This window comes from Epilithonimonas lactis, from assembly GCF_900110605.1.
Lineage (GTDB): Bacteria > Bacteroidota > Bacteroidia > Flavobacteriales > Weeksellaceae > Epilithonimonas > Epilithonimonas lactis.
In genome coordinates this window covers 356,143-378,196 of the sequence record NZ_FOFI01000002.1, presented here as the reverse complement: position 1 = coordinate 378,196, position 22,054 = coordinate 356,143, and the positions used below count along the sequence as shown (strand labels likewise).

The following is a 22,054-nucleotide window of genomic DNA, read 5'->3' as shown; positions in this document are numbered from 1 at the left end:
TTAATTTAATCAAATTTACAATTTAAAGACAAATGTTCAAAATAGGTCGTCACCGCGCCCCGACTTGAGTGGAGCTCTTTTTGTCATTGCGTTTGCTGAATCGTTCTATGGATTGCTTCCCGTCTTTCGCAATGGCAAAAAAGCGGGAACGGAAGGCGGATAAAGGCGCCCAAAAATAAAAAATCCCAGAAAATTCCGGGATTTAGATTGTTTATGTTGAAGTTTTAAAATTCCATACTTACCTCCAGCTTTTCAGCGAGTAATTTGGAAACTTTTACTTTTAATGGCTCAATATCAATGTTTTGCATCGCATCGTTGGCGAACGCGTAAAGCAAAAGTGCTCGGGCTTCTTTCTTGGAAATTCCTCTCGCTCTCAGGTAGAACATGGCGTCTGCGTTTAGCTGTCCAACGGTACAACCGTGCGAACATTTCACATCATCTGCGAAGATCTCCAACTGAGGTTTTGTGTCGATGCTTGCGCCTTCGTCCAGAAGGATGTTGTTGTTTTGCTGATAAGCATTGGTTTTCTGAGCGATCTTGTTCACGAAAACCTTTCCGTTGAAAACACCGTGTGATCTGTCTTTGAAGATCCCTTTGTAGTTCTGGTAAGATTCACAATTTGGCGTGTTGTGGTGCACGGCCGTGTGGTGATCCACCAATTGGTCTTTTCCGATGATCGTGATCCCGTTCATAAACGAGTTGATATTCTCACCGTTGTGGATGAAATCCAGATTGTTACGAACCAATTTTCCTCCAAAAGTGAAGGTGTTCACCGTTGTCAAACTGTCTCGTTCCTGCTTCGCAAAGGTGTGATCTACAAGGTAAGACGTGTCGTTGTCGTTTTGCAATTTGTGCCAATCGGTTTTCGCATTTTGATAAGTGAAAATCTCTGTCACAGAGTTGGTTAGCACGAAAGATTCGTCCAAATTGTGATGACTTTCGATGATCTCCACTTTGGCGCCTTCTTCTACGATCAAGAGATTTCTTGTGTTGTAGAACGTGTTTTCTTCCTGATTTTGAGAAAGATAGAAAACGTGAATTGGTTTCTCGATCACCACATTTTTCGGAACTCTCAAGAAGAATCCGAATTTGCAGTAAGCTGAATTCAAGTTCGTGAAAGCCAGATCTTTGTTGGCGATCGTGTTGAAATATTTGTCGAAAACCTCTTTGTGAGCCGCATCATTCAATGCGTAATTGAAGGAAAGGAACTCGGCATTTCCAATGGAGATCTTAGAAAATTCTTTGTGAAGTTTTCCGTTGATGAAAACGATCCGGTCAAAGTTTTCCTCGCCCAAATGAAGCGCATCCAATTGCTCTCTCGAGATGTGGTGCTCCTCTGTCGGGAAAAAATTGTAGTTTTTCTCCGTGATCTCTTTTAGGTTGGTGTATTTGTATTCTTCGTCTTTTTTGGTTGGAAAACCTTTCAAAGCGAAAGCCTCAAGAGCGGTTTTTCTGTCCTCGTCCAAAAATCTGTGACGAAGTGTTCCCAAAAAATCTGAATGTTGATCTATTGTCTGTTCAAATAAAGCCATTGTAATGGTTTGATTTTGCATCTGTTAGAAGATTTGTTTTTAGTTTAAAAGCCAGTCGTAGCCTTTTTCTTCCAATTCTAGTGCTAGAGATTTATCTCCTGTCTTAATAATTTTCCCGTCTGCCAAAACGTGTACGAAATCTGGCTGAATGTAGTTCAAAAGTCTTTGGTAGTGGGTGATCAAAAGAACCGCGTTCCCTTCATTTTTAAATTTGTTAACACCATCAGCAACGATTCTCAAAGCATCGATATCAAGTCCGGAATCGGTCTCATCAAGAATGGCCAATTTGGGATTCAGCATCATCATTTGGAAGATCTCGTTTCTTTTTTTCTCACCTCCGGAGAAACCTTCGTTTAGAGATCTGGAAAGGAAATCTTTTTTGATGCCCAATTGCTCAGATTTTTCACGGATAAGGCCAAGCATTTCTTTTGCGCCCATATCTTCCAGGCCATTTGCTTTTCTGGTCTCATTAAGCGCTGCTTTGATGAAGTTGGTAACAGAAACGCCAGGAATCTCAACCGGATATTGGAACGAAAGGAAAATCCCTTTGTGCGCTCTTTCCTCTGGTGCATCTTCAGCGATATCTTCACCTTCGAAAAGAATGTTTCCTTCGGTCACTTCATAATCTTCTTTCCCTGCGATCACAGAGGAAAGTGTAGATTTTCCAGCACCATTCGGTCCCATAATTGCGTGAACCTCGCCTGGTTTGATCTCAAGGTTGATTCCTTTTAATATTTCTGCGCCATCTTCAATTTTGGCGTGTAAGTTTTTGATTTGTAACATCCTTAGTTATACTTTTCTTTATGTCAATTATATTAGCTTCCTCTGTAAGTTGAATATCCAAACGGTGATAATGTGATCGGCACATGATAGTGCTTGTCATCTTTGATTTGGAATACAACTTCAATGAATGGATAGAAGCTTTCTACTTTTTTATTTTTAAAATAATCTTCCGTTAAGAATATCAGTTTATATTTTCCGTAATTGCTTTTTAAGTCTTTAGAATATGGTAAAAAATCGGCAATCCTACCATTCTTGTCCGTTTGTTTTTTGCCTAATGAAACCCATTGTTTTGTAGTCTCATCAAACTTTTCCAACTGAACATCTACTTTCTCGACAGGTTGACCAACGGTGATGTCAAGAATGTGGCTTGAAAGCTGAAATTCTTTCTTTTCCTGAGCCGAAACGCTGGTAAATAATATGACGAAAAATAGATATAAAAACTTTTTCATTATTTCTAATTATCCTACTGAACCTTCAAGCGAAATCTCCAATAATTTCTGAGCCTCGATTGCAAATTCCATTGGAAGCTTATTCAAAACTTCTTTACTGAATCCATTCACAATCAATGCAATCGCTCTCTCTGTATCGATTCCTCTTTGGTTGCAATAGAAGATCTGATCTTCACCGATTTTCGAAGTTGTAGCCTCGTGTTCCAATTGTGCTGTAGGATCTTTGATCTCGATGTATGGGAAAGTGTGTGCGCCACATTCGTTACCCATCAACAAAGAATCACATTGGGAGAAGTTACGCGCTCCTTTTGCAGAAGGCATCACTTTTACCAATCCTCTGTATGAGTTTTGAGATTTCCCAGCAGATATTCCTTTAGAAATAATTGTTGATCTGGAATTTTTACCAATGTGGATCATCTTTGTTCCTGTATCGGCGTATTGATGATTATTCGTCACTGCAATCGAATAAAATTCTCCAATTGAGTTATCACCTTTTAAGATACAAGATGGATATTTCCAGGTTACGGCAGAACCAGTTTCTACCTGAGTCCAAGAGATCTTAGCTCTGTTTTCACAAAGTCCTCTCTTCGTCACAAAATTGAAAACACCTCCTTTTCCTTCCTCATTTCCAGGATACCAGTTTTGAACGGTCGAATATTTGATCTCAGCGTCATCCATTGCAATTAATTCCACAACAGCAGCGTGTAATTGATTTTCATCTCTTGATGGTGCCGTACAACCTTCCAAATATGAAACATAACTTCCTGCATCAGCGATGACCAAAGTTCTCTCGAACTGTCCGGTTCCTGACTGATTGATTCGGAAATAAGTTGACAATTCCATAGGACATTTAACACCTTTTGGAATGTAGCAGAAACTTCCGTCAGAGAAAACTGCGGAGTTAAGTGCTGCGTAGAAGTTATCGCCTCTCGGAACTACTTTTCCAAGATATTTTTTAACGAGGTCTGGATGATTCTTGATCGCTTCTGAAATAGAGCAGAAGATCACACCTTTCTCCAACAAAGTCGCTTGGAAAGTGGTTTTCACAGAAACAGAATCCATTACGATATCAACTGCTACGTTTGAGAGTCTTTTTTGCTCTTCGATGTTGATTCCTAGTTTAGCAAAAGTTGCCAAAAGCTCTGGGTCAACTTCATCAAGACTTGCCAATTCCGGTTTTTTGGTCGGAGCAGCATAATATCTTATCGCTTGGAAATCCGGTTTTTCATATTTGATGTTGGCCCAATCCGGTTCTGTCATTTTCTGCCAGATTCGGAAAGATTCCAAACGCCATTCCGTCATCCATTCTGGCTCTTCTTTCTTTGCAGAAATAGCGCGCACGATGTCTTCATTCAGTCCAGTCGGGAAATCATCATACTCGATATCGGTATAAAAGCCCGCCTCATATTCTTTTGTTTTAAGGTCTTCCCTTAAATCGTCCTCTGTATATTTTGCCATTATATTTTTAACGCAAAGCGCGCTAAGATTTTTTAATATTATTTCTTTTTAAGCTCAAAACTTAATAAAGCAAATGTCTTCGAAGTTTCTAATTTTTAAAGACTGAAACTCTCTCCGCAGCCACAAGTTCTTGCAGCATTTGGATTGTTAAAAATAAAACCTTTCCCATTCAATCCGCCAGAATATTCCAGAACTGTTCCTGCAAGATAAAGGATGGATTTTTTCTCAATAATGACTCTTACGCCGTTATCTTCGAAGATTGTGTCGGTTTCATTTTTTATATTATCAAACTTCAAGACGTATTCTAGTCCGGAACAACCGCCACTTTTTACGCCTACTCTTATATAGTCAGTCTCAGGGTTGAAGCCTTCTTCGGTCATCAACTGAGCCGCCTTAGATTTTGCCTGATCGCTTACTTGTATCATTGTTTTTATTTAGACTGATTTTAGTCTACAAAAGTACGAACTAATTTCCGCAATCTCAAATCGATGACATCTATTTTGATGATTTTCTATGATGGACCAGTAATGCTTTAGTAATGAGAAACAGTTTGTTAATGTTAAATTGTTGTCAAAAAATGAACAATTATTAATTCTGATAATTCTTATAATTAACTTTGCTTGATTTTGTTAATCAAACAATCAGTTTTAAATTATGAAGAAGCTCCTCATTTTGATGCTTATGTTTTCCTTTTACGGAAAAGTTTTCAGTCAAACCGAAAGATACATTTACCAGACAGAAGTGAATCCAGATACCATCAACCTTGTGAATATGAAAGTTGAGAACACGTTTTTGGACATCAAAGGCAATCAATCACTGTTCATCAGCGAAAGCAAATTGCTGAGAGATTCTTTGACCACAGTTCTAAGACAACAAGGCATTACAGAAACTAAAAAATCTAAAAAAGACAAATCCGAATTTCCAAAATTGCCCAATGGAAAATCCATCCAACCAACATTCTTCGATTATTTCATTACAAAAAATAGGGATGACAGATCGGTGAATTTTGTGGAAAGCATTGGCTCGAAGCAAGTTTATTATCAGGAAGACCGAAAAATGAATTGGGAAATCTCCACGCAAGTCTCTGATTTTAATAATCATAAAGTTCAAAAGGCAACAATGAATTTCGGTGGTAGAACTTGGACTGCTTGGTTTGCGCCAGAAATTAAAATCGCTGATGGACCTTATAAATTCCTTGGTCTTCCAGGTTTGATCTTAAAATTGGAAGATGACAAAGGCGATTACAGATTCAGTTTTGTGAAGAAAATTAATATTGAAAAAGCCTTTTCGGAAATCATAAAACCAGAAGCCAGAAAATCGACAAGGATCAACTTTCAAGGTGATAAAGCTTCTGTGCGAATGGAAATGGTAAAGAATAAAGACCCAGAAATCAACTTCGACAGCTTCAACCGAATGAATCAAAGAAACGGCGGGATGAACGGCGGTTTCGGCGGTCAACAAGGTATGAATGGAATGCCAAACGGCGATATGGGCGGGCAACCAGATATGCAAATGGGAAATCCTTCTTCGCAATCTCCGTCGAACAGTGGAAGTGTGATGAACTTCGGAAATACAAATCCAATCGAACTAAGTAATAAATATTAATATGAAAATTTTAAAAATATTAAGCTTACTTGCAATGCCACTTGTAATGGCTCAGCAAAGTACTCGTTTCGTCTATCAAGCCACATTGACGCCCGATTCTACCAATGTTGAGAAGAAAACCGAATTGGCCTACCTCGATACAGACGGCAAGAGATCTATTTTCTACGCCGAGAATTCGATGAAGAGAGATTCTGTAATGGAAAGAATGCGGGCAACGAAGAATTTTGACCGCAGCCAAATGGAAAACTTGAGAAGCAATCTGCAATTCACAATTGAGAAGGATCTGGCCAATCAAAGTTTGGTCTACAAATCCAGAATCGGAAGAGATAATTATTCTTATCCAGAGACGCCGGTCTTTCAATGGAATATCTTACCAGAAACTGTAAAAATCGGTGATTACCAAACACAGAAAGCAGAAACCAAATTCGGTGGAAGAACTTGGTATGCGTGGTTCACGCAGGAAATTCCTTTGCAAGACGGCCCGTATAAATTTTCTGGATTGCCTGGTTTGATTGTGAAAGTTCAGGACGAAAAAGGTGATTACTCTTTCGATCTGATGCAAACAAAAAAAATATCAGAGTTACATCAACCTTTGAATCGAGGACAATTCATTACACTCTCCAAATCAAAATATGCAGAGATGGAAAAGAAGATGCAAAAGGACCCAGTCAGCTTTTTCACAGCTCAGAGAAGTGGCGGCAGTGGAAGAGGACCAGCTGGCGGTGGCGGCAATAGACCGGGAATTGACCCGAAACAAATGCAGGAATTCCAAAAAAGGATGGAAGCCGAGGCAAAAAGTAAGAACAATCCCATTGAATTGAAATAAAAAAAATCAGGAACTTAATTCCTGATTTTTTGTTTTATGATTTTCTGATCTCTTTGACTTCCTCGATTTTTTCTTTGAAGTAATCCTCTTTTTGCGGATGCTTCTCGATCAAGGTTTCGTAGGCTTTGATGGCTTTGGAATAGAGCTTTTGTTCCACATACAGCTTTGCCAAAGTCTCTGTCATCAGGTGCGAAATGTCATCTTTTTTCTCTTTCACCACGAAGTTGACTTCGTCTTTTAGTTGGGAGATCTTAGGATTTTTTTCTATGAATTGGTCGATGATCTTTTCTTTGACGACAATCGTTTTTTCTGGAATATCTTCAGATTTTGCTCTGTCGATCTTCAGCCAGCTTTGCCAAGTATTAATGAAGGTTCCAACGTTGCTGTCTGGGATTTCTTCAGCTTTTGGTTTGTCGAGAATTGATGGGATCTCTTTTTCTTCTTTGATCTTTGAAACGTCATTTCCGAAAAATGAAACATTCATCACAGGTCGTTCGTTATCAGTGGTTTGATGTTTTTCATCTTCTTCTTCTTCTTCTTCTTCTTCAATAGGTTGTTCATCGATGATGATTTTCTCTTTCACTACAGGCTCTTCGACTTTTTCTTCAATCTTGATCTCCTGTTTTGGCTTTTCGACTTCTGGCGATTTTCCAATCAAGGCGTCTGGCGTGTTTGCGGAGAATGACATTGGTTTCCAAGTAGAAACTGGCTGTTCTGCAGGTGTTTGCTCTTCAATAGCTGCATTTTCAGTTTCTCGATTTGAAGTCTCAATCACATTTTTCTCTGGTTGAGAAACTTCAAAAGTTTGTGTGTTTTCAAAACTGATTTGATCCTCAGTGGCTTCTTCAGCAATTTGATTTACCTGAACTTCCGCTTCCTCTATTTTTTCAGATTCTGAAACTTCGAAAGATTGCGTGTTCTCAAAATTGACCTCATTTTCAGTAGCTTTTTCTTCGTTTTGATTTTCAATTACTGTTTCAGTTTTTTTACCTTCAACAGGTTTTGAAACTTCAAAAGCTTGTGTTTCTCCAAAACTGATCTGGCTGTTGTCAACTTCTTCTTCACGGATTTCCGCAGCAACTGGAGCTTTATATTCTGATTTTGAAACAGGCTTCTCTACTATTGGATTTTCCTCTTTCCTGATTTCTTTTTTTGGTGGATTCAGGTAATCCAAATGATTTTTCGGAACAGAGAATTTGACTTGAGGTAAAAACTCTTCGATGCCGTTGAAGCTCACATTTCCAGAAGAATCTTCATCCTGAACTTGAGTATCAACGTTGGTTTCGGGAACTTTTTCGATAGGCGTTTCTATCACTTCTTCAACATTCTTGTGCTCAGAAATCGTCTCTTCGGAACGATTATCATCATTGACAATCAGATTTTCCTTAACGTCCAGATCATCCTTAACTGTGATCACGCCAGATTCTTTGGTTGCTTCGATGTCGATCTCCTGAGATTTTTCTTCGAGGAAATTCTCTTCACCTTCATACAGCAAACGATTTTTCTCGCCTTCTACAACTATGAATTCTGAGTTGTCCTGAGTTTCAGATTCAATTATTCTATCAACATCAAACTTATTGAGAACAACAGAAGTATTCTCCATTTCTGTGGCATTCTCATTGGTTTTTTCAATGATATTTGCCGCAGTGGTTGTTATGTTAGGAATTTGATTTTCAGTAACTTGTTCAGTTGTCTTATCAACAGACGTTTCTTCTTTTTGAGTGATTTTCTGAGAATTGATAAATTGATAAAGTATCTTTTTATCAGTCGTGTAAGCAGCTGTTTTTGAGAGGTTTTCTTTGTAATTTTCTGATTGATAAAGATTGATCCCATAAAGATAAAGTGCCTTGATGCTTTGTGCGTAAGGCATTTTTTCCGACTCCGATTCCAAGATATAGAGATCGGATTCGGTAATTATTTTTGGATTCTTTATTAACTCTAAGATTCTAGTATTCATATGTTTACCAGTTGGCGACAATGTCGTTGTAAATTTTGTTGATGATCCTCTCGTTCACAATTCTCACTTGTGCAGTTTCAATCGTATTGAGGTCCAGATCACTGTTGAAAACAGCTTCATCACTGTAAGTTCGGTCAAAACTAAGCGTTGGGTCTTTGCTGTTTTCATAATGTACCTTTATGGTGATGGTCAATTTATTTTGCAAAGCCTGTATCGTATTTCCAGTTGTGGTCGTCGTAGCTGCACCAACACTGGTTGGCGTAATGTTGTAATCACTGATTTCACCTTCTATCAAAAGATCCGGATTTTCGACTGCGCCCTTCAACGTCGTTCTCTGGAGAAATCGGTTTTGTAAAGCTACTGTAAAGTCTTGACTCAAACTTGGCAGGTTGTTCGCTGCATTGTTCGGAAAAGTGTTGATTTTCACGGTTTTCATTTCTGGACTCAATGAAGATCCTGTAAAACTGTAACAGGAAGACAGGAAGCAGCAAACCAGTAAAAACAGACCAGTTTTGAAATGATTAAATGAAAATTGATTATTAAATGTAGAGGTCATTTTGATTCTTTTTTCTAGAGTTTTTATTCCTCTAGATTGTATTGTTTAATTTTTCGGTAAAGCGTCCTTTGGGAAATTCCCAATTCGTCGGCCGCTTTGTTTCTTCTGCCTTTGTGTTTTTCTAAAGCTTTGATGATCAAATCCTTTTCATTGTTTTGAAGGGATAGCGATTCTGGTCTGCTTTCTTCCAGTTCGATATCTTCCACATCGTTGTAATGATGGTCTTCATTTTCAGAAACAATCATTGGGTGATGAACTTGATTCTGCTGATGGTTCTGATTGTTTTCAAAATAAAGCAAAGAATTCGGACTTGCAGATTGCTGTGTTTCAGGTGTGTAAATTCTGTTAATGAGATTTTTTTCCTGCAGACTAAGATCCGTATTTCCCTTGTTTTTTATGAGTTCCGAAGTTAAGGATTTTAAATCATTAATATCGCTACGCATATCGAAGAGGATCTTATACATGATGTCACGCTCTGATCCAAAATCTGCAGATGTTCCGCCTCCAGTGGTTTTAGAGATCACAGCTGGCAAATTCGCATTCATCGGAATGTATTCAGCCAATTTTGTGGAATTCACTTCGCGGTTTTGCTCCACAACGGTCATCTGCTCTACCAAATTTCTCAATTGACGAACGTTCCCCGGAAAAGCATAGTTTTCCAAATATGAAACCGCATCGTCTGTCAATTTCAATTCTGGCATTCTGTATTTCTCAGCAAAATCTATCGCAAACTTTCTGAATAACAAATGGATATCGCCTTTTCTCTCACGAAGCGCTGGCATATCGATCTGAACCGTATTCAATCGGTAATAGAGATCTTCACGGAAACGATTGTCTGTGATCGCTTTCATCATGTTGACGTTGGTCGCAGCCACGATCCTTACATTTGTTTTTTGAACTTGGGAAGAGCCTACTTTCATAAATTCGCCACTTTCCAAAACTCTCAGCAAACGAACTTGCGTCTGAAGTGGTAATTCTCCAACTTCATCAAGGAAGATCGTTCCGCCATCAGCCACTTCGAAGTAGCCTTTTCTGGTAGAAGTTGCGCCTGTAAATGCGCCTTTCTCGTGTCCGAATAATTCTGAATCAATCGTTCCTTCTGGGATTGCGCCGCAATTGACGACAATGTATGGTTGGTGTTTTCGTCTGGATTCGCCGTGGATGATCTTTGGGATAAATTCTTTCCCAACACCACTTTCACCCATTACCAAAACCGAAATATCTGTAGGTGCCACTTGGATTGCCTTTTCCAAAGCGCGGTTGAGCGCCGGGAAATTCCCAATAATTCCGAAGCGTGCTTTTATGGATTGTAATTCTGCCATTTTTTTAATTTTTGTCCGATGTCCGATGAAGAAAGTCGGAAGATTTTTTGTTTTGAATTTTTAATTAAAATTTACAGTTCAGCAATTTGCTTTCTGTAAATTTTGTTGAAATGATGGGTGTAAGCATCTTTCATTGTTTTGCCTTCGTCATATGACTTCAAGGCTAGACTTTTCAAATCCAAATAATCTTTATTTCTGATTTTAGAAACTTTACTTCTAAAATAAATATTTTCTGCAAAATCGTAAACTTTGCTTTGCTTTTCAAAATTTTCTAAGGCTTTGTCGTATTTTCCAGTTTCGAAATACATAACGCCCAGTTGATAATAATCGTAAAGTCCAAAATGGTAATCTTTAGTTTTAAAAAGATCTTCTAAAACCTGAATCGCTTTTTCTTTTTGATTTAAAGCGCTGTAACAAATCGCTTTTGCGACATATAAATTATAATCCCCATTTGCTGAATAGCCGATATTTCCAGGTCTGTATTTTTCAAGTAGATCAAAATCCTGAATTGCGCCTTCGTAATCTCTTAAAAATTGAAATTTGCACCAGCCTCTGTAATCCAAATGATTATTAGGGCTAAGCTCTACAGCCTTATCAATTAGTTTTTTCCAAGTTAGAAAATCTCCTCTTTTCAAGTAAGGAACTGCTTTTTCCATATAAGCATGGGAGAAATTCGGACATAGGTTTATAGCCTTATCAAAACTTTCCTGAGATTCACGAGATCCTTGGGAACCGGAATTGCTATTGTAGATTTCGCATGCTTTTTTGCACCTTTCGCCCTCAATTGCATTACAGTTTACCTGCGCTTGCACATTAGCATAAATAACCAGTATAAGAAAGCTAAGGAAGTATTTCGGAAACTTTTCCATCTTTTATTTTAAAGGTTAAATATTGATAATAATTTATTTTTATTCCTAAATATTCTTGCGGAATCCATCCATTTAAACTTTTCGTAAAGTCTAAAAGCTGATTAATGAATTTCTTGTCAAACACTTTTTCTTTGTAGTTCTCATCCATTTGTTGAACTCTGAACATTCCAGTTTTTCCTTCACAATTCACTACAAAACGAATTGTAATGTACCCAGTTGAATTTTTGTCACTTATTAGATTTGATCTTTCTAATTTTTTTTCTATTTCTAATTTTTCGCCTTTATATTGAAATCCATCAAAATTATAATATTGGAAGGAAAAAGGATCAACAAAACATTTTTTAAAATTGGAATCATCTAACTTTTCATCAAGTTCGATATCCCCAACTTGGTTTGGATAGACATTAACTGCTTTCTCAGACTGGCAGCTAAAAAGAATTGGCAGTAGAAATAATATGTAAAAAATATGCTTCAATCTTAATTCAAATAAGAATTCAATTAGTATGAACTATCAAACCGTTTCCCCCAAAAGCGTTCCCTGCGTATTGCCATGCACAAAAACAGACACAATGTCGCCCAATTTCTGACCTTCTTTCATATCAAATACACAAACGGCGTTTTGGGAATTTCTGCCTTTCCATTGGTTTTTATTTTTCTTGGAAATACCTTCAATCAAAATTTCGTGTACTCTTCCCACATAACCTTGCATTCTTGTTCGGGAAAGTTCGCCCTGCAAAGCAATCACTTCCGCGAGACGACGTTGTTTTACATCGGCTGGAATATCGTCTTCCATCTTTTTATGAGCCGGCGTTCCAGGTCTCGTGGAATAGGAGAACATATAACCGTAATCATATTCAACCTCACGCATCAAGCTCATTGTCAATTGATGGTCTTCTTCGGTTTCCGTACAAAATCCGATAATCATATCTTGTGAAAACGAAATGTCGGGAACGATTTCTTTTCCTTTTTTTATTAAATCTAAATATTCCTGACGCGTGTGTTGGCGATTCATCAACTGGAGAATTCTGTCGCTTCCACTTTGAACGGGAAGATGCACGTAATTACAAATGTTATCGTGTTTTGCAATCATTCTGAAAACTTCTTCCGTCATCTCATGCGGATTGGAAGTTGAGAATCTGATTCTCATTTTCGGAACTGTAACGGCAACCATATCAAGTAATTGTGCAAAATTAATTGCTGTCAGCTTCTGCATTTCTGATGCTTTGGCGAAATCTTTTTTCGGACCACCGCCGTACCAAAGGTAAGAGTCAACGTTTTGCCCTAAAAGTGTAATTTCTTTGTAGCCATTGTCCCAAAGACTTTGACACTCCTCAATGATAGAATGCGGGTCACGACTTCTCTCACGTCCTCTCGTAAAAGGAACCACGCAAAAAGTACACATATTATCGCAACCTCTTGTAATGGTTACGAAAGCCGTCACGCCATTTCCACCCAAACGAACTGGATTGATGTCGGCATAAGTTTCTTCTTTCGAAAGAATGACGTTGATGGCATCTCTTCCATCTTCAGTTTCTTTCAATAGATTGGGTAAATCTCTGTAAGCATCGGGACCTACGACCAAATCTACGAGTTGTTCTTCCTCTAAGAATTTAGTTTTCAATCGTTCCGCCATACAACCTAAAACGCCGACCGTCATATTTGGACGTTCTTTCTTCAGATTTTTGAATTGCGCCAGACGCATTCTCACGGTTTGCTCAGCTTTCTCGCGGATGGAGCACGTATTCAATAAAATCAAATCTGCTTCTTCCACGTTCAAAGTGGTGTTGTAGCCTTGCTCGTTTAGGATGGATGCAACAATCTCGGAATCAGAGAAATTCATCTGACAGCCGTAGCTTTCTAAGAACAGTTTTTTGCCGTTTTCAGGTTTTTCGAGAATGGCAAAAGCTTCGCCTTGTTTGGTTTCGTCTATATATTTTTCTTGCACTATAATTAAATTTAGATTTTGAAAATCAAATTCAAAATTGGGTGCAAAGATACAAAATATTGTGACAGAATGGCAGGATTATCTTTAAAAGAGATTATTTCTATAACGATGAAAAACGTTTTAAAATCGAAAAATTACATTGTGATTATAAACAGATTTAGTTGAAAAAATCTCTTATTCACTATCGGTGATGGCCTTGAGTGTGAGTCTATATCTAAAATCAATAGGTTGCCCATTGATACTTGCTGGAGTCCATTTTTTCTTCATTCCCTTAAAAGTTAAAAGAATCATTCTATCAAATTCCTCAAGTCCGGTCTTTTTGGTCAATATAGCATCTTCCAATTTCCCTTCTTTGGTAATTGTGAATTCTGTCTCTACGGTGAAAATATCATTCCAGCTAAATCTTCTCAAGTCAAATCTGGCAAGCAGTTCCTTGCGGAAGCGAACAATATGGTCGTCGCCATAATTATTATAAACAGGCGATGTGAAAATTGGAACATAACCTTCCCTGTAATTACTGAACAGGTCATCTGGAAAAATCATAAATCTTGCAACAGCACTTTGATTGATATTATTTACCAAAGCAGGGTTCCATCCTTTTTGATACTTTGCAACTTCTCTTGCAAGGTCATGAGCACATTTATTTGACTCAACGATTTTTGGATTCAGATCTTTGATGAATTGTATTGAGGAGTCAGGGCGAATTAAAACACTGAATTGATAGATCTCGTTTTTATTGGAACAAGGTTGAAGTTTTTTATCGACTATAATATCGTGAAAGTCTTTGTAGTAGGCTTCGTAACCACCTTTGTAAGGAAGCTGATAATCAGGATATCTTTCCAGAATTTGAGTTTGGGATTGTACTATGAAAAAGTTGAATACAAAAAGTAAGGTTATGAGTAGTTTGTTTTTCATGGCGAGGTATAGTTTTTTCAATTAATATTCCTCGTCAGAATGATCTGATGTGAAATTTATATCAAAAATAATATTAGAACTCACTGGAGCGCCATTTTGGATGGCAGGCTTCCACTTTTTCTTGATGCGTTTCATAGCGAAGTTCATATCTTGCTTAAACTCTTCATCGAATTTCACCTTTGGATAAATCTTCAGTTCGCTCATTTTTCCTTTTTCATCGATGGTCAATACAAAAGTGAATTTACCGTTCACGGCGTAAGCAGTAATGTCGACATACGCATGGACCATTTTCATAAACTCATTTCGGAAAGCGGTTTGTCCGCCGGGAAATTCTGCTTTTGAATTAGAAAGAACAACGGGTTGAGTGGTTTCAGTTTGGGAATATGCAGATGAGCTCATCAAAAAAGTCATTGCTAATATTAAGATTTTCATGGGGTAAAAGTTTTTCAAATATATTAAATTGAAGACAGAAATTAAGCTATCCTATTTTGATTTTGTAAATTTGAATTAAATTTCGGAAAAATCTTATCTGAACGAAGTGGCTCTGTGAACCTCAAAACAATGAATTTCTATAAAAGCTTTGTGCGCTTCGTGTTCAAAAAATAACAATACAATTAAAAATGAAAATTACACTCAATAGAATCAACGACGATTTCCTTTTCGAATGTTCCAATGAACAAGGGAACTCAATTTTACTCGACAATACAACTTTGCCTGGCGCAAAAGGTGTTTCGCCAATGCAATCTTTATTAATGGCAGTGGCTGGTTGTAGCGGAATTGATGTGGTGTCAATATTAAAAAAACAACGCCAAACCATCACCGATTTCAAAGCGGAAGTCGAAGGTGAAAGAGTTCAAGTGGATGAAGCCAAACCGTTCAAATCCATCAAAGTTAAATTCTTCCTCGAAGGTGAAATCGACCCGAAAAAAGCGAAGAAAGCGGGAGAATTATCTTTCGAAAAATATTGCTCAGTTTCCAAAACACTGGAACCAAATGTTGAAATTACTTACGAAGTTCACGTGAATGGAAATATTGTAGATTAAAAAAAAGAAACCTTCTCAAATCGAGAAGGTTTCTTTTTATAATTTTATCTATGCGTCAACCTCGGTTGAATCAACTTAGCTACCGTAGAAGTCCATCCGGTTTGATGGGAAGCACCAACGCCTCGTCCATTGTCACCGTGGAAATATTCGAAGAACATAATGTAATCCTTGAAATGCGGGTCGTTATTGAATTTATCAACACCACCGTTGAACGCTCGGTTTCCATTTTCGTCTTTTAGAAAAATATGACAAAGTCTGTCGCTGATGTCTTTGGAAACTTCTTCCAGATTTTTTTGAACGCCACTTCCTTTCGGATATTCAATCGTCAATGCGTCGCCGAAAAAGAAGTGGAAACGTTGCAAACTCTCTACAATCAGGAAGTTAATCGGGAACCAAATCGGTCCTCGCCAGTTGCTGTTTCCACCGAACATTCGGCTGTCACTTTCTGCAGGTGTGTAATAAACAATGTGTTCCTGGTCGTGAACGGTAAATCGGAACGGATTTTCTTCATAGAACTTGGACATCGCACGGATTCCATAATCACTAAGAAATTCGGATTCATCCACCAATCTTGTTAGAACTTTTGTCAATCTGGTTTTTCTGAGGATACTCAAAAGGTGTTTGTTTCCTTCACCTTCCACATACCATTGGGAAACGAGTTTTGTGAGGTCTTGCTTGTTTTTCAGAATCCATTCCATTCGTTTTTTGAACTCTGGCAATTTCTCCAACATACTGTGTTCCACAACTTCGACTGCAAACATCGGAATCAATCCAACGATGCTTCGAAGTTTCAGACTCACACTGTCTCCATTGGAAAGCTGAAGCACATCGTAGAAAAATCCATCTTCCTCATTCCAAAGACCTTGCTTCCCATCACCGATATTTTCCATCGCTTCTGCGATATAAAGATAATGTTCAAAAAACTTAATCGCCATATCTTCGTAAACTGGATTATGGATTGCCAACTCCATAGAAATACGCATCATATTCAGCGCATACATCGCCATCCAGCTGGTTCCGTCGGCTTGTTCCAAGTGCTCGCCTTCATTGAATTCCATATTCCGGTCAAAGGCTCCGATATTATCAAGACCCAAGAATCCGCCACCAAAAATGTTGTTTCCGTTGTAATCTTTTCGGTTCACCCACCAAGTGAAATTCAGTAATAATTTTTGGAAAACCCGTTCCAAGAAAGCTAAATCCGGTTTTCCATTATTTTTTTCATCAATTTTAAAAACCCGGAAAGTTGCCCACGCGTGAACCGGTGGATTCACGTCATCGAAGTTCCATTCGTACGCAGGAACTTGCCCGTTCGGGTGCATATACCATTCTTTCGTCAGCGTAATCAATTGGTTTTTAGCAAACTCCGAATCAATCACACAAAAACTCACGCAATGGAACGCCAAATCCCAAGTCGCATACCAAGGATATTCCCATTTGTCTGGCATCGAGATGATGTCTTTGTTGTGAAGGTGCTCCCAATCGCTGTTTCGGACGTAGCCTTTTCTTTGAATCGGGAAATTCGGGTCGCCTTTCAGCCATTTTCCAACGTTATAATGATAGAACTGTTTATTCCAGAGCAAACCTGCAAAAGCCTGTCTTTGGACATTTCTTTCGTCCTCGTTCTCAATATCTTTCTGGATGTTCGCATAGAAATCATCCGAATCCTGCTTTCTGTGGTTGATGATTTCATCAAAATCCCAAAACGCATCCTCCATAATGTGCGGAGACAATCGGAATTCGAAAACCTTGTTGCTGTGCGCTTCCACGATTTCTTCGCAATGCAAAGACGCTTTGGTTCCTGTTTTCTTTGGATTAATCGTATCTAATCCTTTCGTAATATATTGATTGATTCCATCTTTAAAGAATCCTTCAGTCTTAGGAAGATTGAAAAGTCGCGCTCTATTCGTTTCATTTTCACAAAACAAAGCATCCACATTTCTGTTTCTGGAATATAATTTCTTGATGCTGATGCTATCGTGGTGAATGTCAATCTCACCTTGCTTGGAAAAACCAAGATTCGCCTTGTAATCATTATAGCCCCAAACCCAATTGTTTCGGTACCAAACCGTCGGCAAAACCACGATTGGCGCTGGTTTATCACTTCGGTTATGAACATCAATCCTGATTAAAAAATCATCTTCTCCAGCTTTTGCATACTCAATGAAAATGTCAAAATATTCATCGTTGTCGAAGATTCCCGTGTCAATGATTTCATATTCCATCTCATTTTTGGAACGCTGACCATTCACATTGATGATTTCTTCGTACGGAAATTCATTGATTGGATACTTGTAAACCATCTTCATATAGCTGTGAGATGGCGTGTTGTCCAAATAATAAAAAATCTCCTTTATATCTTCCCCGTGATTTCCCTGATGATTGCTCAGCCCGAAAAAACGTTCCTTAATTCTAATATCCTTTTTGTTCCAAAATGAGAAAGCAAAACACATCTGTTGCTTCTCATCCGAGATTCCTGCGATGCCTTCCTCGGCCCATCTGTAGGTCCACGCTTCTGCTGTGTCGTGGCCTGTAAATCCCCACGCATCGCCATTTGTACTGTAATCTTCCCGCACATTTCCCCATTGGCGATGGCTCACATAAGGTCCCCATTTCTTCCAACGCGGATTCCTCAATTTTTCTTCCTCGTTCATATGTTTCTAATTATTTTAAAGAATAATTATTCGTTTTTCTTATTTGGGAGCATCACGTTTCTACATTCGTTCCACGTTTCCAACCCGCTGTCCACTATATCTTTTTTTGCTCAGACGATTGGTCATCCAAAGAAAACTTTCTCAAAAGCAAAAAAAGGATGCCGTTCCCATCGGGGCTATGTTGAGGTTTTGTCATTCTCCGACGATATAAATGATAGTTGATAATCGATAAATGATATAAATGAAATTGAAACTTTTAATGCCTCAAAATAAAGATTCACAAAAATTTCCACCAGCTCCAAAATTCGATTCATCGAAACTTTGCTCACTTAAAAATTCTTAAATCTCAAAAAATCTTTGCGTTTAAAATTCCACAAAAATTATTTTCAGCAAAAAAATCATTTATCACCCATCATTTATCATTCATACTCACCCGTTATCCGCAAAACTCTCCAGCGTCGTCATTCCACCATCCACATAGATACTCGCTCCCGTAATGTAATCCGAATAATCACTCGCCAAAAATACGGCTAAATTTCCAATGTCTTCCGGTTGCCCGATTCTGTCGTACGGAATCAGCGTCATCAGCGCATCCAGAGACTCCTTGTTGTCCCAAGCCGGCTTGTTGATTGGCGTTTGAATCGCACCTGGACAAATATTATTCACACGGATTTTATCCTTCCCGTATTCCTGCGCCAAAGTCTGCATCAACATTCTCAGCGCACCTTTGCTGGACGCATAATTCGCGTGTCCAGCCCACGGAATCGTCTCGTGAACACTGCTGATATTAATGATTTTTCCCAAAGCTTTCGATTTGTCATTCATTCCGCGTTTCAAAAATTCTCTAATGGCTTCTCGTGAACAAAGAAATTGTCCCGTCAAATTCACATCAATTACTTTTTGCCATTGCGCCAAAGTCATATCGATAAAAGACGCATCTTGTTGCAAACCAGCATTATTAACAAGAATATCAACAGTTTCATATTTCTCAATCGTCGTTTGAAACATTGCCTGAACCTGGTCTTCCTTACTCACATCACATTGGATGATGAATCCTTCGCCACCATTTTCCTCAATGGTTTTCAAAGTTTCTTCCGCTTCCGGACGGGAATGTTCAGATGAATGATTTATGATGGTGATGGCGCCGGATTTTGCCAAACTAATAGCAATTCCTTTCCCGATTCCACTGCTGGAACCCGTTACGATGGCGACTTGTTTATTTAGATTGATTTCCATAATTTATTTGTAAAAAAAAATTTTTAATACAAATATTATACGCAAGTTCTGGGAAAATAGAATATTAACAAATAATTATTTTAGAAATTTCAAGCGAAATTTGGAAAAAGTAAACTTTGTGAAGTATATTTGCAGTCAGAATTGTTCATTTACATATTGAAAATGTTATCGAGAAAGGTGGAGAGATTAGACTCTGTGAAACCTTGGCAACCCTTCGGAAACGAAGAAGGTGCTAAATTCTATCCCAAATTATTAGGGAAAAGATAACCAAACATTTATTCTACATTTCCCCGTAGCATTTTCAATTTTTTATCAGATAAAATTGGAAAATAAGTTACAACATCTTCAGACATTACATTTCACGACACAAGCCGGAAAGGTTTATGAGATTCCATTAAGCTATCAGCTTTTTGGAAAAGAACTGTTTTCTGCTCCAATCATTCTGATAAACCACGCTTTGACAGGAAACTCCGACGTTGCGGGCGAAAACGGCTGGTGGAAAACCTTGGTCGGAGAAGGAAAAGTAATCAACACAAACCGCTTTACAGTAATTTGTTTCAACATTCCAGGAAACGGTTTCGATGGATTTTTCATTAATGATTATGAAAACTTTATAGTTCAGGACATTGCCAAAATTTTCATCGAAGGTTTAAAGATTTTGAAAATCGACAAACTGTTCGCTTTAGTTGGCGGTTCAGTCGGTGGTTCTATTGGTTGGGAAATGCTCGCTTTAGAAAATAATTTAACAGAAAGATTTATTCCAATTGCAACAGATTTCAAAACCTCGGATTGGTTGCATTCTCAATGCTTGGTTCAGAAATATCTTTTGGAATCAGAGGAAAGACCTTTAGAAAAAGCCAGAGTTCACGCAATGTTGTGCTACAGAACGCCGGAATCGCTTAACTCAAGATTCAAAAGAGAGACAGATTTTGAAAAGCAGATTTTAAAGTCCCACGACTGGCTCAATTTCCACGGGAACCGATTAAACGAAAGATTTAGTTTAAAAGCTTACAAACTCGTGAATCATCTTCTGATGAACATAAACGGAAAGGAAAATGAACTGGAAAACATCAATGCAGAAATCCATTTGGTTTCGGTTGACTCAGACCTTTTTTATCCGGCTTTTGAGATTAAAAATACTTACGATTTTTTAAAACATAAAAATAAAAATGTTCACTACCACGAAATCAAATCCATCCACGGACACGACGCTTTCCTGATGGAATACGAACAGCTGAACACAATTTTAACACCTCTATTTTTGAACTGATGACAGACAAGAACGCAATTAATATTTATAGAAACAAGGCTTTGGTCAACTTCGAAGGGAAAAATTTCCTTGGACAAATCGGCGTGGATTCACGCATTTTTCAAGCTTTGAATGGAGGAGGAATCAGCGTTGGCGTTATTTCCCAGCAAGCGATAGAAAACGGAATTTCTGTTCTTGTCGATGAAGTTGATGCAGAAGATGCGGTGAAGTTTTTGAAAAAAGAATTCGAACAGGAAACGAAGGAAGGGCACGTTAATAATATTTATAGTATTGATAGTCTTAGTGTTATCGGTTTTGTGTCAGATAATTACAATAAGATTTTGTCGGAACTTCAGCGCAATAAGATTTTTCCTTTATTATTAAGCCAAATCGCGTCTGCCGGAAGAGTGAACATCGTCGTAACCGAAAACCAAACCGAAATCACCAAAAACATCATCGAAACCGAAATCTACGGAAAACCAAAAACCGTTCACCTCGCTTTGATTGGTCACGGAAATGTCGGCGGAACTTTGGTAGAGCAAATTTTAGATTCGGCTTATGACATTCTGAAAAGAAAAAGAGTCGATTTAAAAATCGTTGCAATTGCGAATTCCAAAAAAATCGCTTTCAACCAAGCCGGTTTCGGAAGCGATTGGAGACAGAGAATCAAATTTTCCCAAACAGATTCCAGCGTAGAAAAACTGGTTGAGTTCGCCAAAGAACATCACTTGGAAAATCTTGTAATGGTCGATAATACAGCGAGCAAAGATTTTGTAAAACATTATCCAACTTTTGTAGAAAATGGTTTCGATGTAGTAGGTTCCAACAAAATTTACAATACTTTACCAATTTCAGAATACCGCGATTTCAGAAAATTACTAGAAAAAAACAAAAAGAAATACCTTTACGAAACCAATGTCGGCGCAGGTTTGCCATTGATTGACACGATTAAACTTCTCCATCTTTCAGGTGAGAATATCACAAGAATCAAAGGTGTTTTTTCCGGAACTTTGAGTTACGTTTTCAATAATTTCTCTCTTCGAAATGACAAATATTCTGTCATCATCCGTGAAGCTATGGAAAAAGGTTTCACAGAACCAGACCCACGCGAGGATTTATCCGGAAATGATGTTGCGAGAAAATTGTTGATTCTGGCAAGAGAGTTAGATTTGATTAATGAGTTCCAAGATATTAACATTCAAAATCTCGTTCCACAAAACCTTTTGGATATCAACAAAGATGAGTTCATTTCCAGATTGGAAGAATTAGATTCAGAATATCAAAACATCAAAGAAAATCAGAAACCTGACCACGTTTTACGTTACGTCGGCGATTTGCACGGAAATCTTCAGGAAGAAAAAGGCGAATTGGACGTAAAATTGATTTCCGTTCCAGCAAACTCCGCACTCGGACAATTGAAAGGTTCAGATTCCATCTTCGAAATCTACACCGAAAGTTACGGCGAAAATCCAATCGTCATTATGGGCGCCGGAGCCGGTGCAAAAGTCACTGCCCGAGGCGTTTTCGGAGATATTTTAAGACTGAGCGAAACAAAATAAAAAGCAGGAAGTTGGAAGTCAGAAGCCGGAAGTCTTCGAGTTCCACAGGAACGACCGATGTTATAGCGTTGGAATTCATTCCAACGATAATAAAAAATG

Annotated in this window: 20 protein-coding genes and 1 riboswitch; of the genes, 5 read left to right on the top strand and 15 right to left on the bottom strand. The window is 38.2% G+C overall.

The genetic code is table 11. The annotated features are described in order from the left end of the window. Nucleotides 1–224 precede the first annotated feature (224 nt). The 5 genes from sufD to BMW39_RS06950 form a co-directional block, all read right to left on the bottom strand. A complete protein-coding gene (sufD, locus tag BMW39_RS06970) occupies nucleotides 225–1,532 on the bottom strand; it encodes a Fe-S cluster assembly protein SufD (protein ID WP_034974218.1) in 1,308 nt (435 codons plus the stop codon). A 39-nt stretch (nucleotides 1,533–1,571) separates the two neighbouring features. Beyond that, nucleotides 1,572–2,315 carry a Fe-S cluster assembly ATPase SufC gene (gene sufC / locus BMW39_RS06965; protein ID WP_034973352.1) on the bottom strand — a complete coding sequence of 248 codons (744 nt, stop codon included), beginning with the start codon at nucleotides 2,313–2,315 and terminating at the stop codon, nucleotides 1,572–1,574. A gap of 32 nt (nucleotides 2,316–2,347) precedes the next feature. Beyond that, nucleotides 2,348–2,764 carry a hydroxyisourate hydrolase gene (gene uraH / locus BMW39_RS06960; protein WP_034973349.1) on the bottom strand — a complete coding sequence of 139 codons (417 nt, stop codon included), beginning with the start codon at nucleotides 2,762–2,764 and terminating at the stop codon, nucleotides 2,348–2,350. Between the two features lie 9 nt (nucleotides 2,765–2,773). Continuing rightward, complete coding sequence (gene sufB, locus BMW39_RS06955) at nucleotides 2,774–4,222, bottom strand: Fe-S cluster assembly protein SufB (protein WP_034963268.1); 1,449 nt, start codon at nucleotides 4,220–4,222, stop codon at nucleotides 2,774–2,776. Nucleotides 4,223–4,317: 95 nt separating this feature from the next. After that, complete coding sequence (locus tag BMW39_RS06950) at nucleotides 4,318–4,647, bottom strand: HesB/IscA family protein (RefSeq protein ID WP_034973347.1); 330 nt, start codon at nucleotides 4,645–4,647, stop codon at nucleotides 4,318–4,320. Nucleotides 4,648–4,876: 229 nt separating this feature from the next. Between BMW39_RS06950 and BMW39_RS06945 the strand changes: the two genes are divergently transcribed. Further along, complete coding sequence (locus BMW39_RS06945; protein WP_034973345.1) at nucleotides 4,877–5,827, top strand: GLPGLI family protein; 951 nt, start codon at nucleotides 4,877–4,879, stop codon at nucleotides 5,825–5,827. Between the two features lies 1 nt (nucleotide 5,828). Beyond that, a complete protein-coding gene (locus BMW39_RS06940; protein ID WP_034973343.1) occupies nucleotides 5,829–6,653 on the top strand; it encodes a GLPGLI family protein in 825 nt (274 codons plus the stop codon). A gap of 34 nt (nucleotides 6,654–6,687) precedes the next feature. On the opposite strand, the gene BMW39_RS06935 is transcribed toward BMW39_RS06940, so the two are convergent. From BMW39_RS06935 to BMW39_RS06900, 8 genes are all read right to left on the bottom strand, one after another. Then, nucleotides 6,688–8,610, bottom strand: coding sequence for a tetratricopeptide repeat protein (locus BMW39_RS06935; protein ID WP_051879816.1), 1,923 nt, complete (start codon nucleotides 8,608–8,610; stop codon nucleotides 6,688–6,690). A gap of 4 nt (nucleotides 8,611–8,614) precedes the next feature. After that, on the bottom strand, nucleotides 8,615–9,166 hold the full coding sequence (lptE, locus tag BMW39_RS06930) for an LPS assembly lipoprotein LptE (RefSeq protein WP_034973341.1): 552 nt from the start codon (nucleotides 9,164–9,166) through the stop codon (nucleotides 8,615–8,617). 23 nt (nucleotides 9,167–9,189) lie between these two features. Beyond that, complete coding sequence (locus BMW39_RS06925; protein WP_034973339.1) at nucleotides 9,190–10,488, bottom strand: sigma-54 interaction domain-containing protein; 1,299 nt, start codon at nucleotides 10,486–10,488, stop codon at nucleotides 9,190–9,192. A 71-nt stretch (nucleotides 10,489–10,559) separates the two neighbouring features. Continuing rightward, nucleotides 10,560–11,357 carry a tetratricopeptide repeat protein gene (locus tag BMW39_RS06920; RefSeq protein WP_034973337.1) on the bottom strand — a complete coding sequence of 266 codons (798 nt, stop codon included), beginning with the start codon at nucleotides 11,355–11,357 and terminating at the stop codon, nucleotides 10,560–10,562. After that, a complete protein-coding gene (locus BMW39_RS06915) occupies nucleotides 11,329–11,832 on the bottom strand; it encodes a hypothetical protein (RefSeq protein WP_051879815.1) in 504 nt (167 codons plus the stop codon). The genes BMW39_RS06920 and BMW39_RS06915 overlap by 29 nt, the downstream gene beginning before the upstream one ends. Before the next feature lie 36 nt (nucleotides 11,833–11,868). Then, nucleotides 11,869–13,302 carry a tRNA (N6-isopentenyl adenosine(37)-C2)-methylthiotransferase MiaB gene (miaB, locus tag BMW39_RS06910; protein ID WP_034973335.1) on the bottom strand — a complete coding sequence of 478 codons (1,434 nt, stop codon included), beginning with the start codon at nucleotides 13,300–13,302 and terminating at the stop codon, nucleotides 11,869–11,871. 174 nt (nucleotides 13,303–13,476) lie between these two features. Next, the gene (locus BMW39_RS06905; RefSeq protein WP_034973333.1) at nucleotides 13,477–14,217 is read right to left on the bottom strand and encodes an energy transducer TonB; all 741 of its coding nucleotides are present in this window, start codon (nucleotides 14,215–14,217) and stop codon (nucleotides 13,477–13,479) included. 21 nt (nucleotides 14,218–14,238) lie between these two features. Continuing rightward, entirely contained in the window at nucleotides 14,239–14,649 is a 411-nt protein-coding gene (locus BMW39_RS06900) for an energy transducer TonB (protein ID WP_131474270.1), read from the bottom strand. Between the two features lie 188 nt (nucleotides 14,650–14,837). Here BMW39_RS06900 and BMW39_RS06895 point away from each other — a divergent pair, with 188 nt between their 5' ends. Then, nucleotides 14,838–15,260: an OsmC family protein gene (locus tag BMW39_RS06895; protein ID WP_034973331.1), complete on the top strand. Its 423-nt coding sequence runs from the start codon at nucleotides 14,838–14,840 to the stop codon at nucleotides 15,258–15,260. Nucleotides 15,261–15,304: 44 nt separating this feature from the next. Here BMW39_RS06895 and BMW39_RS06890 read toward each other — a convergent pair whose 3' ends face one another. Together BMW39_RS06890 and BMW39_RS06885 are read right to left on the bottom strand one after the other, a co-directional pair. Next, nucleotides 15,305–17,911: an MGH1-like glycoside hydrolase domain-containing protein gene (locus BMW39_RS06890; protein WP_034973329.1), complete on the bottom strand. Its 2,607-nt coding sequence runs from the start codon at nucleotides 17,909–17,911 to the stop codon at nucleotides 15,305–15,307. A gap of 429 nt (nucleotides 17,912–18,340) precedes the next feature. Then, nucleotides 18,341–19,147, bottom strand: a complete 807-nt coding sequence (locus tag BMW39_RS06885; RefSeq protein WP_034973327.1) for a glucose 1-dehydrogenase — start codon at nucleotides 19,145–19,147, stop codon at nucleotides 18,341–18,343. Nucleotides 19,148–19,309: 162 nt separating this feature from the next. Further along, nucleotides 19,310–19,417, top strand: a riboswitch (SAM riboswitch). Between the two features lie 52 nt (nucleotides 19,418–19,469). On the opposite strand from BMW39_RS06885, the gene BMW39_RS06880 reads away from it, so the two are divergent. Beyond that, entirely contained in the window at nucleotides 19,470–20,417 is a 948-nt protein-coding gene (locus BMW39_RS06880) for an alpha/beta fold hydrolase (protein ID WP_034973325.1), read from the top strand. Then, entirely contained in the window at nucleotides 20,417–21,955 is a 1,539-nt protein-coding gene (locus BMW39_RS06875) for an ACT domain-containing protein (RefSeq protein WP_034973323.1), read from the top strand. Before BMW39_RS06880 ends, BMW39_RS06875 begins: the two co-directional genes overlap by 1 nt. The last annotated feature ends 99 nt before the right edge of the window (nucleotides 21,956–22,054 follow it).

Excerpts from the sequence above, each read along its gene's own strand:
- BMW39_RS06935 (WP_051879816.1), bottom strand. The coding sequence starts at position 8,610 with ATGAATACTAGAATCTTAGAGTTAATAAAGAATCCAAAAATAATTACC.
- BMW39_RS06940 (WP_034973343.1), top strand. The coding sequence starts at position 5,829 with ATGAAAATTTTAAAAATATTAAGCTTACTTGCAATGCCACTTGTAATG.
- BMW39_RS06925 (WP_034973339.1), bottom strand. The coding sequence starts at position 10,488 with ATGGCAGAATTACAATCCATAAAAGCACGCTTCGGAATTATTGGGAAT.
- sufC (WP_034973352.1), bottom strand. The coding sequence starts at position 2,315 with ATGTTACAAATCAAAAACTTACACGCCAAAATTGAAGATGGCGCAGAA.
- BMW39_RS06920 (WP_034973337.1), bottom strand. The coding sequence starts at position 11,357 with ATGGAAAAGTTTCCGAAATACTTCCTTAGCTTTCTTATACTGGTTATT.
- BMW39_RS06890 (WP_034973329.1), bottom strand. The coding sequence starts at position 17,911 with ATGAACGAGGAAGAAAAATTGAGGAATCCGCGTTGGAAGAAATGGGGA.
- sufB (WP_034963268.1), bottom strand. The coding sequence starts at position 4,222 with ATGGCAAAATATACAGAGGACGATTTAAGGGAAGACCTTAAAACAAAA.
- BMW39_RS06905 (WP_034973333.1), bottom strand. The coding sequence starts at position 14,217 with ATGAAAAACAAACTACTCATAACCTTACTTTTTGTATTCAACTTTTTC.
- uraH (WP_034973349.1), bottom strand. The coding sequence starts at position 2,764 with ATGAAAAAGTTTTTATATCTATTTTTCGTCATATTATTTACCAGCGTT.
- sufD (WP_034974218.1), bottom strand. The coding sequence starts at position 1,532 with ATGGCTTTATTTGAACAGACAATAGATCAACATTCAGATTTTTTGGGA.
- lptE (WP_034973341.1), bottom strand. The coding sequence starts at position 9,166 with ATGACCTCTACATTTAATAATCAATTTTCATTTAATCATTTCAAAACT.
- BMW39_RS06885 (WP_034973327.1), bottom strand. The coding sequence starts at position 19,147 with ATGGAAATCAATCTAAATAAACAAGTCGCCATCGTAACGGGTTCCAGC.
- BMW39_RS06950 (WP_034973347.1), bottom strand. The coding sequence starts at position 4,647 with ATGATACAAGTAAGCGATCAGGCAAAATCTAAGGCGGCTCAGTTGATG.
- BMW39_RS06945 (WP_034973345.1), top strand. The coding sequence starts at position 4,877 with ATGAAGAAGCTCCTCATTTTGATGCTTATGTTTTCCTTTTACGGAAAA.
- BMW39_RS06900 (WP_131474270.1), bottom strand. The coding sequence starts at position 14,649 with ATGAAAATCTTAATATTAGCAATGACTTTTTTGATGAGCTCATCTGCA.
- BMW39_RS06875 (WP_034973323.1), top strand. The coding sequence starts at position 20,417 with ATGACAGACAAGAACGCAATTAATATTTATAGAAACAAGGCTTTGGTC.
- BMW39_RS06895 (WP_034973331.1), top strand. The coding sequence starts at position 14,838 with ATGAAAATTACACTCAATAGAATCAACGACGATTTCCTTTTCGAATGT.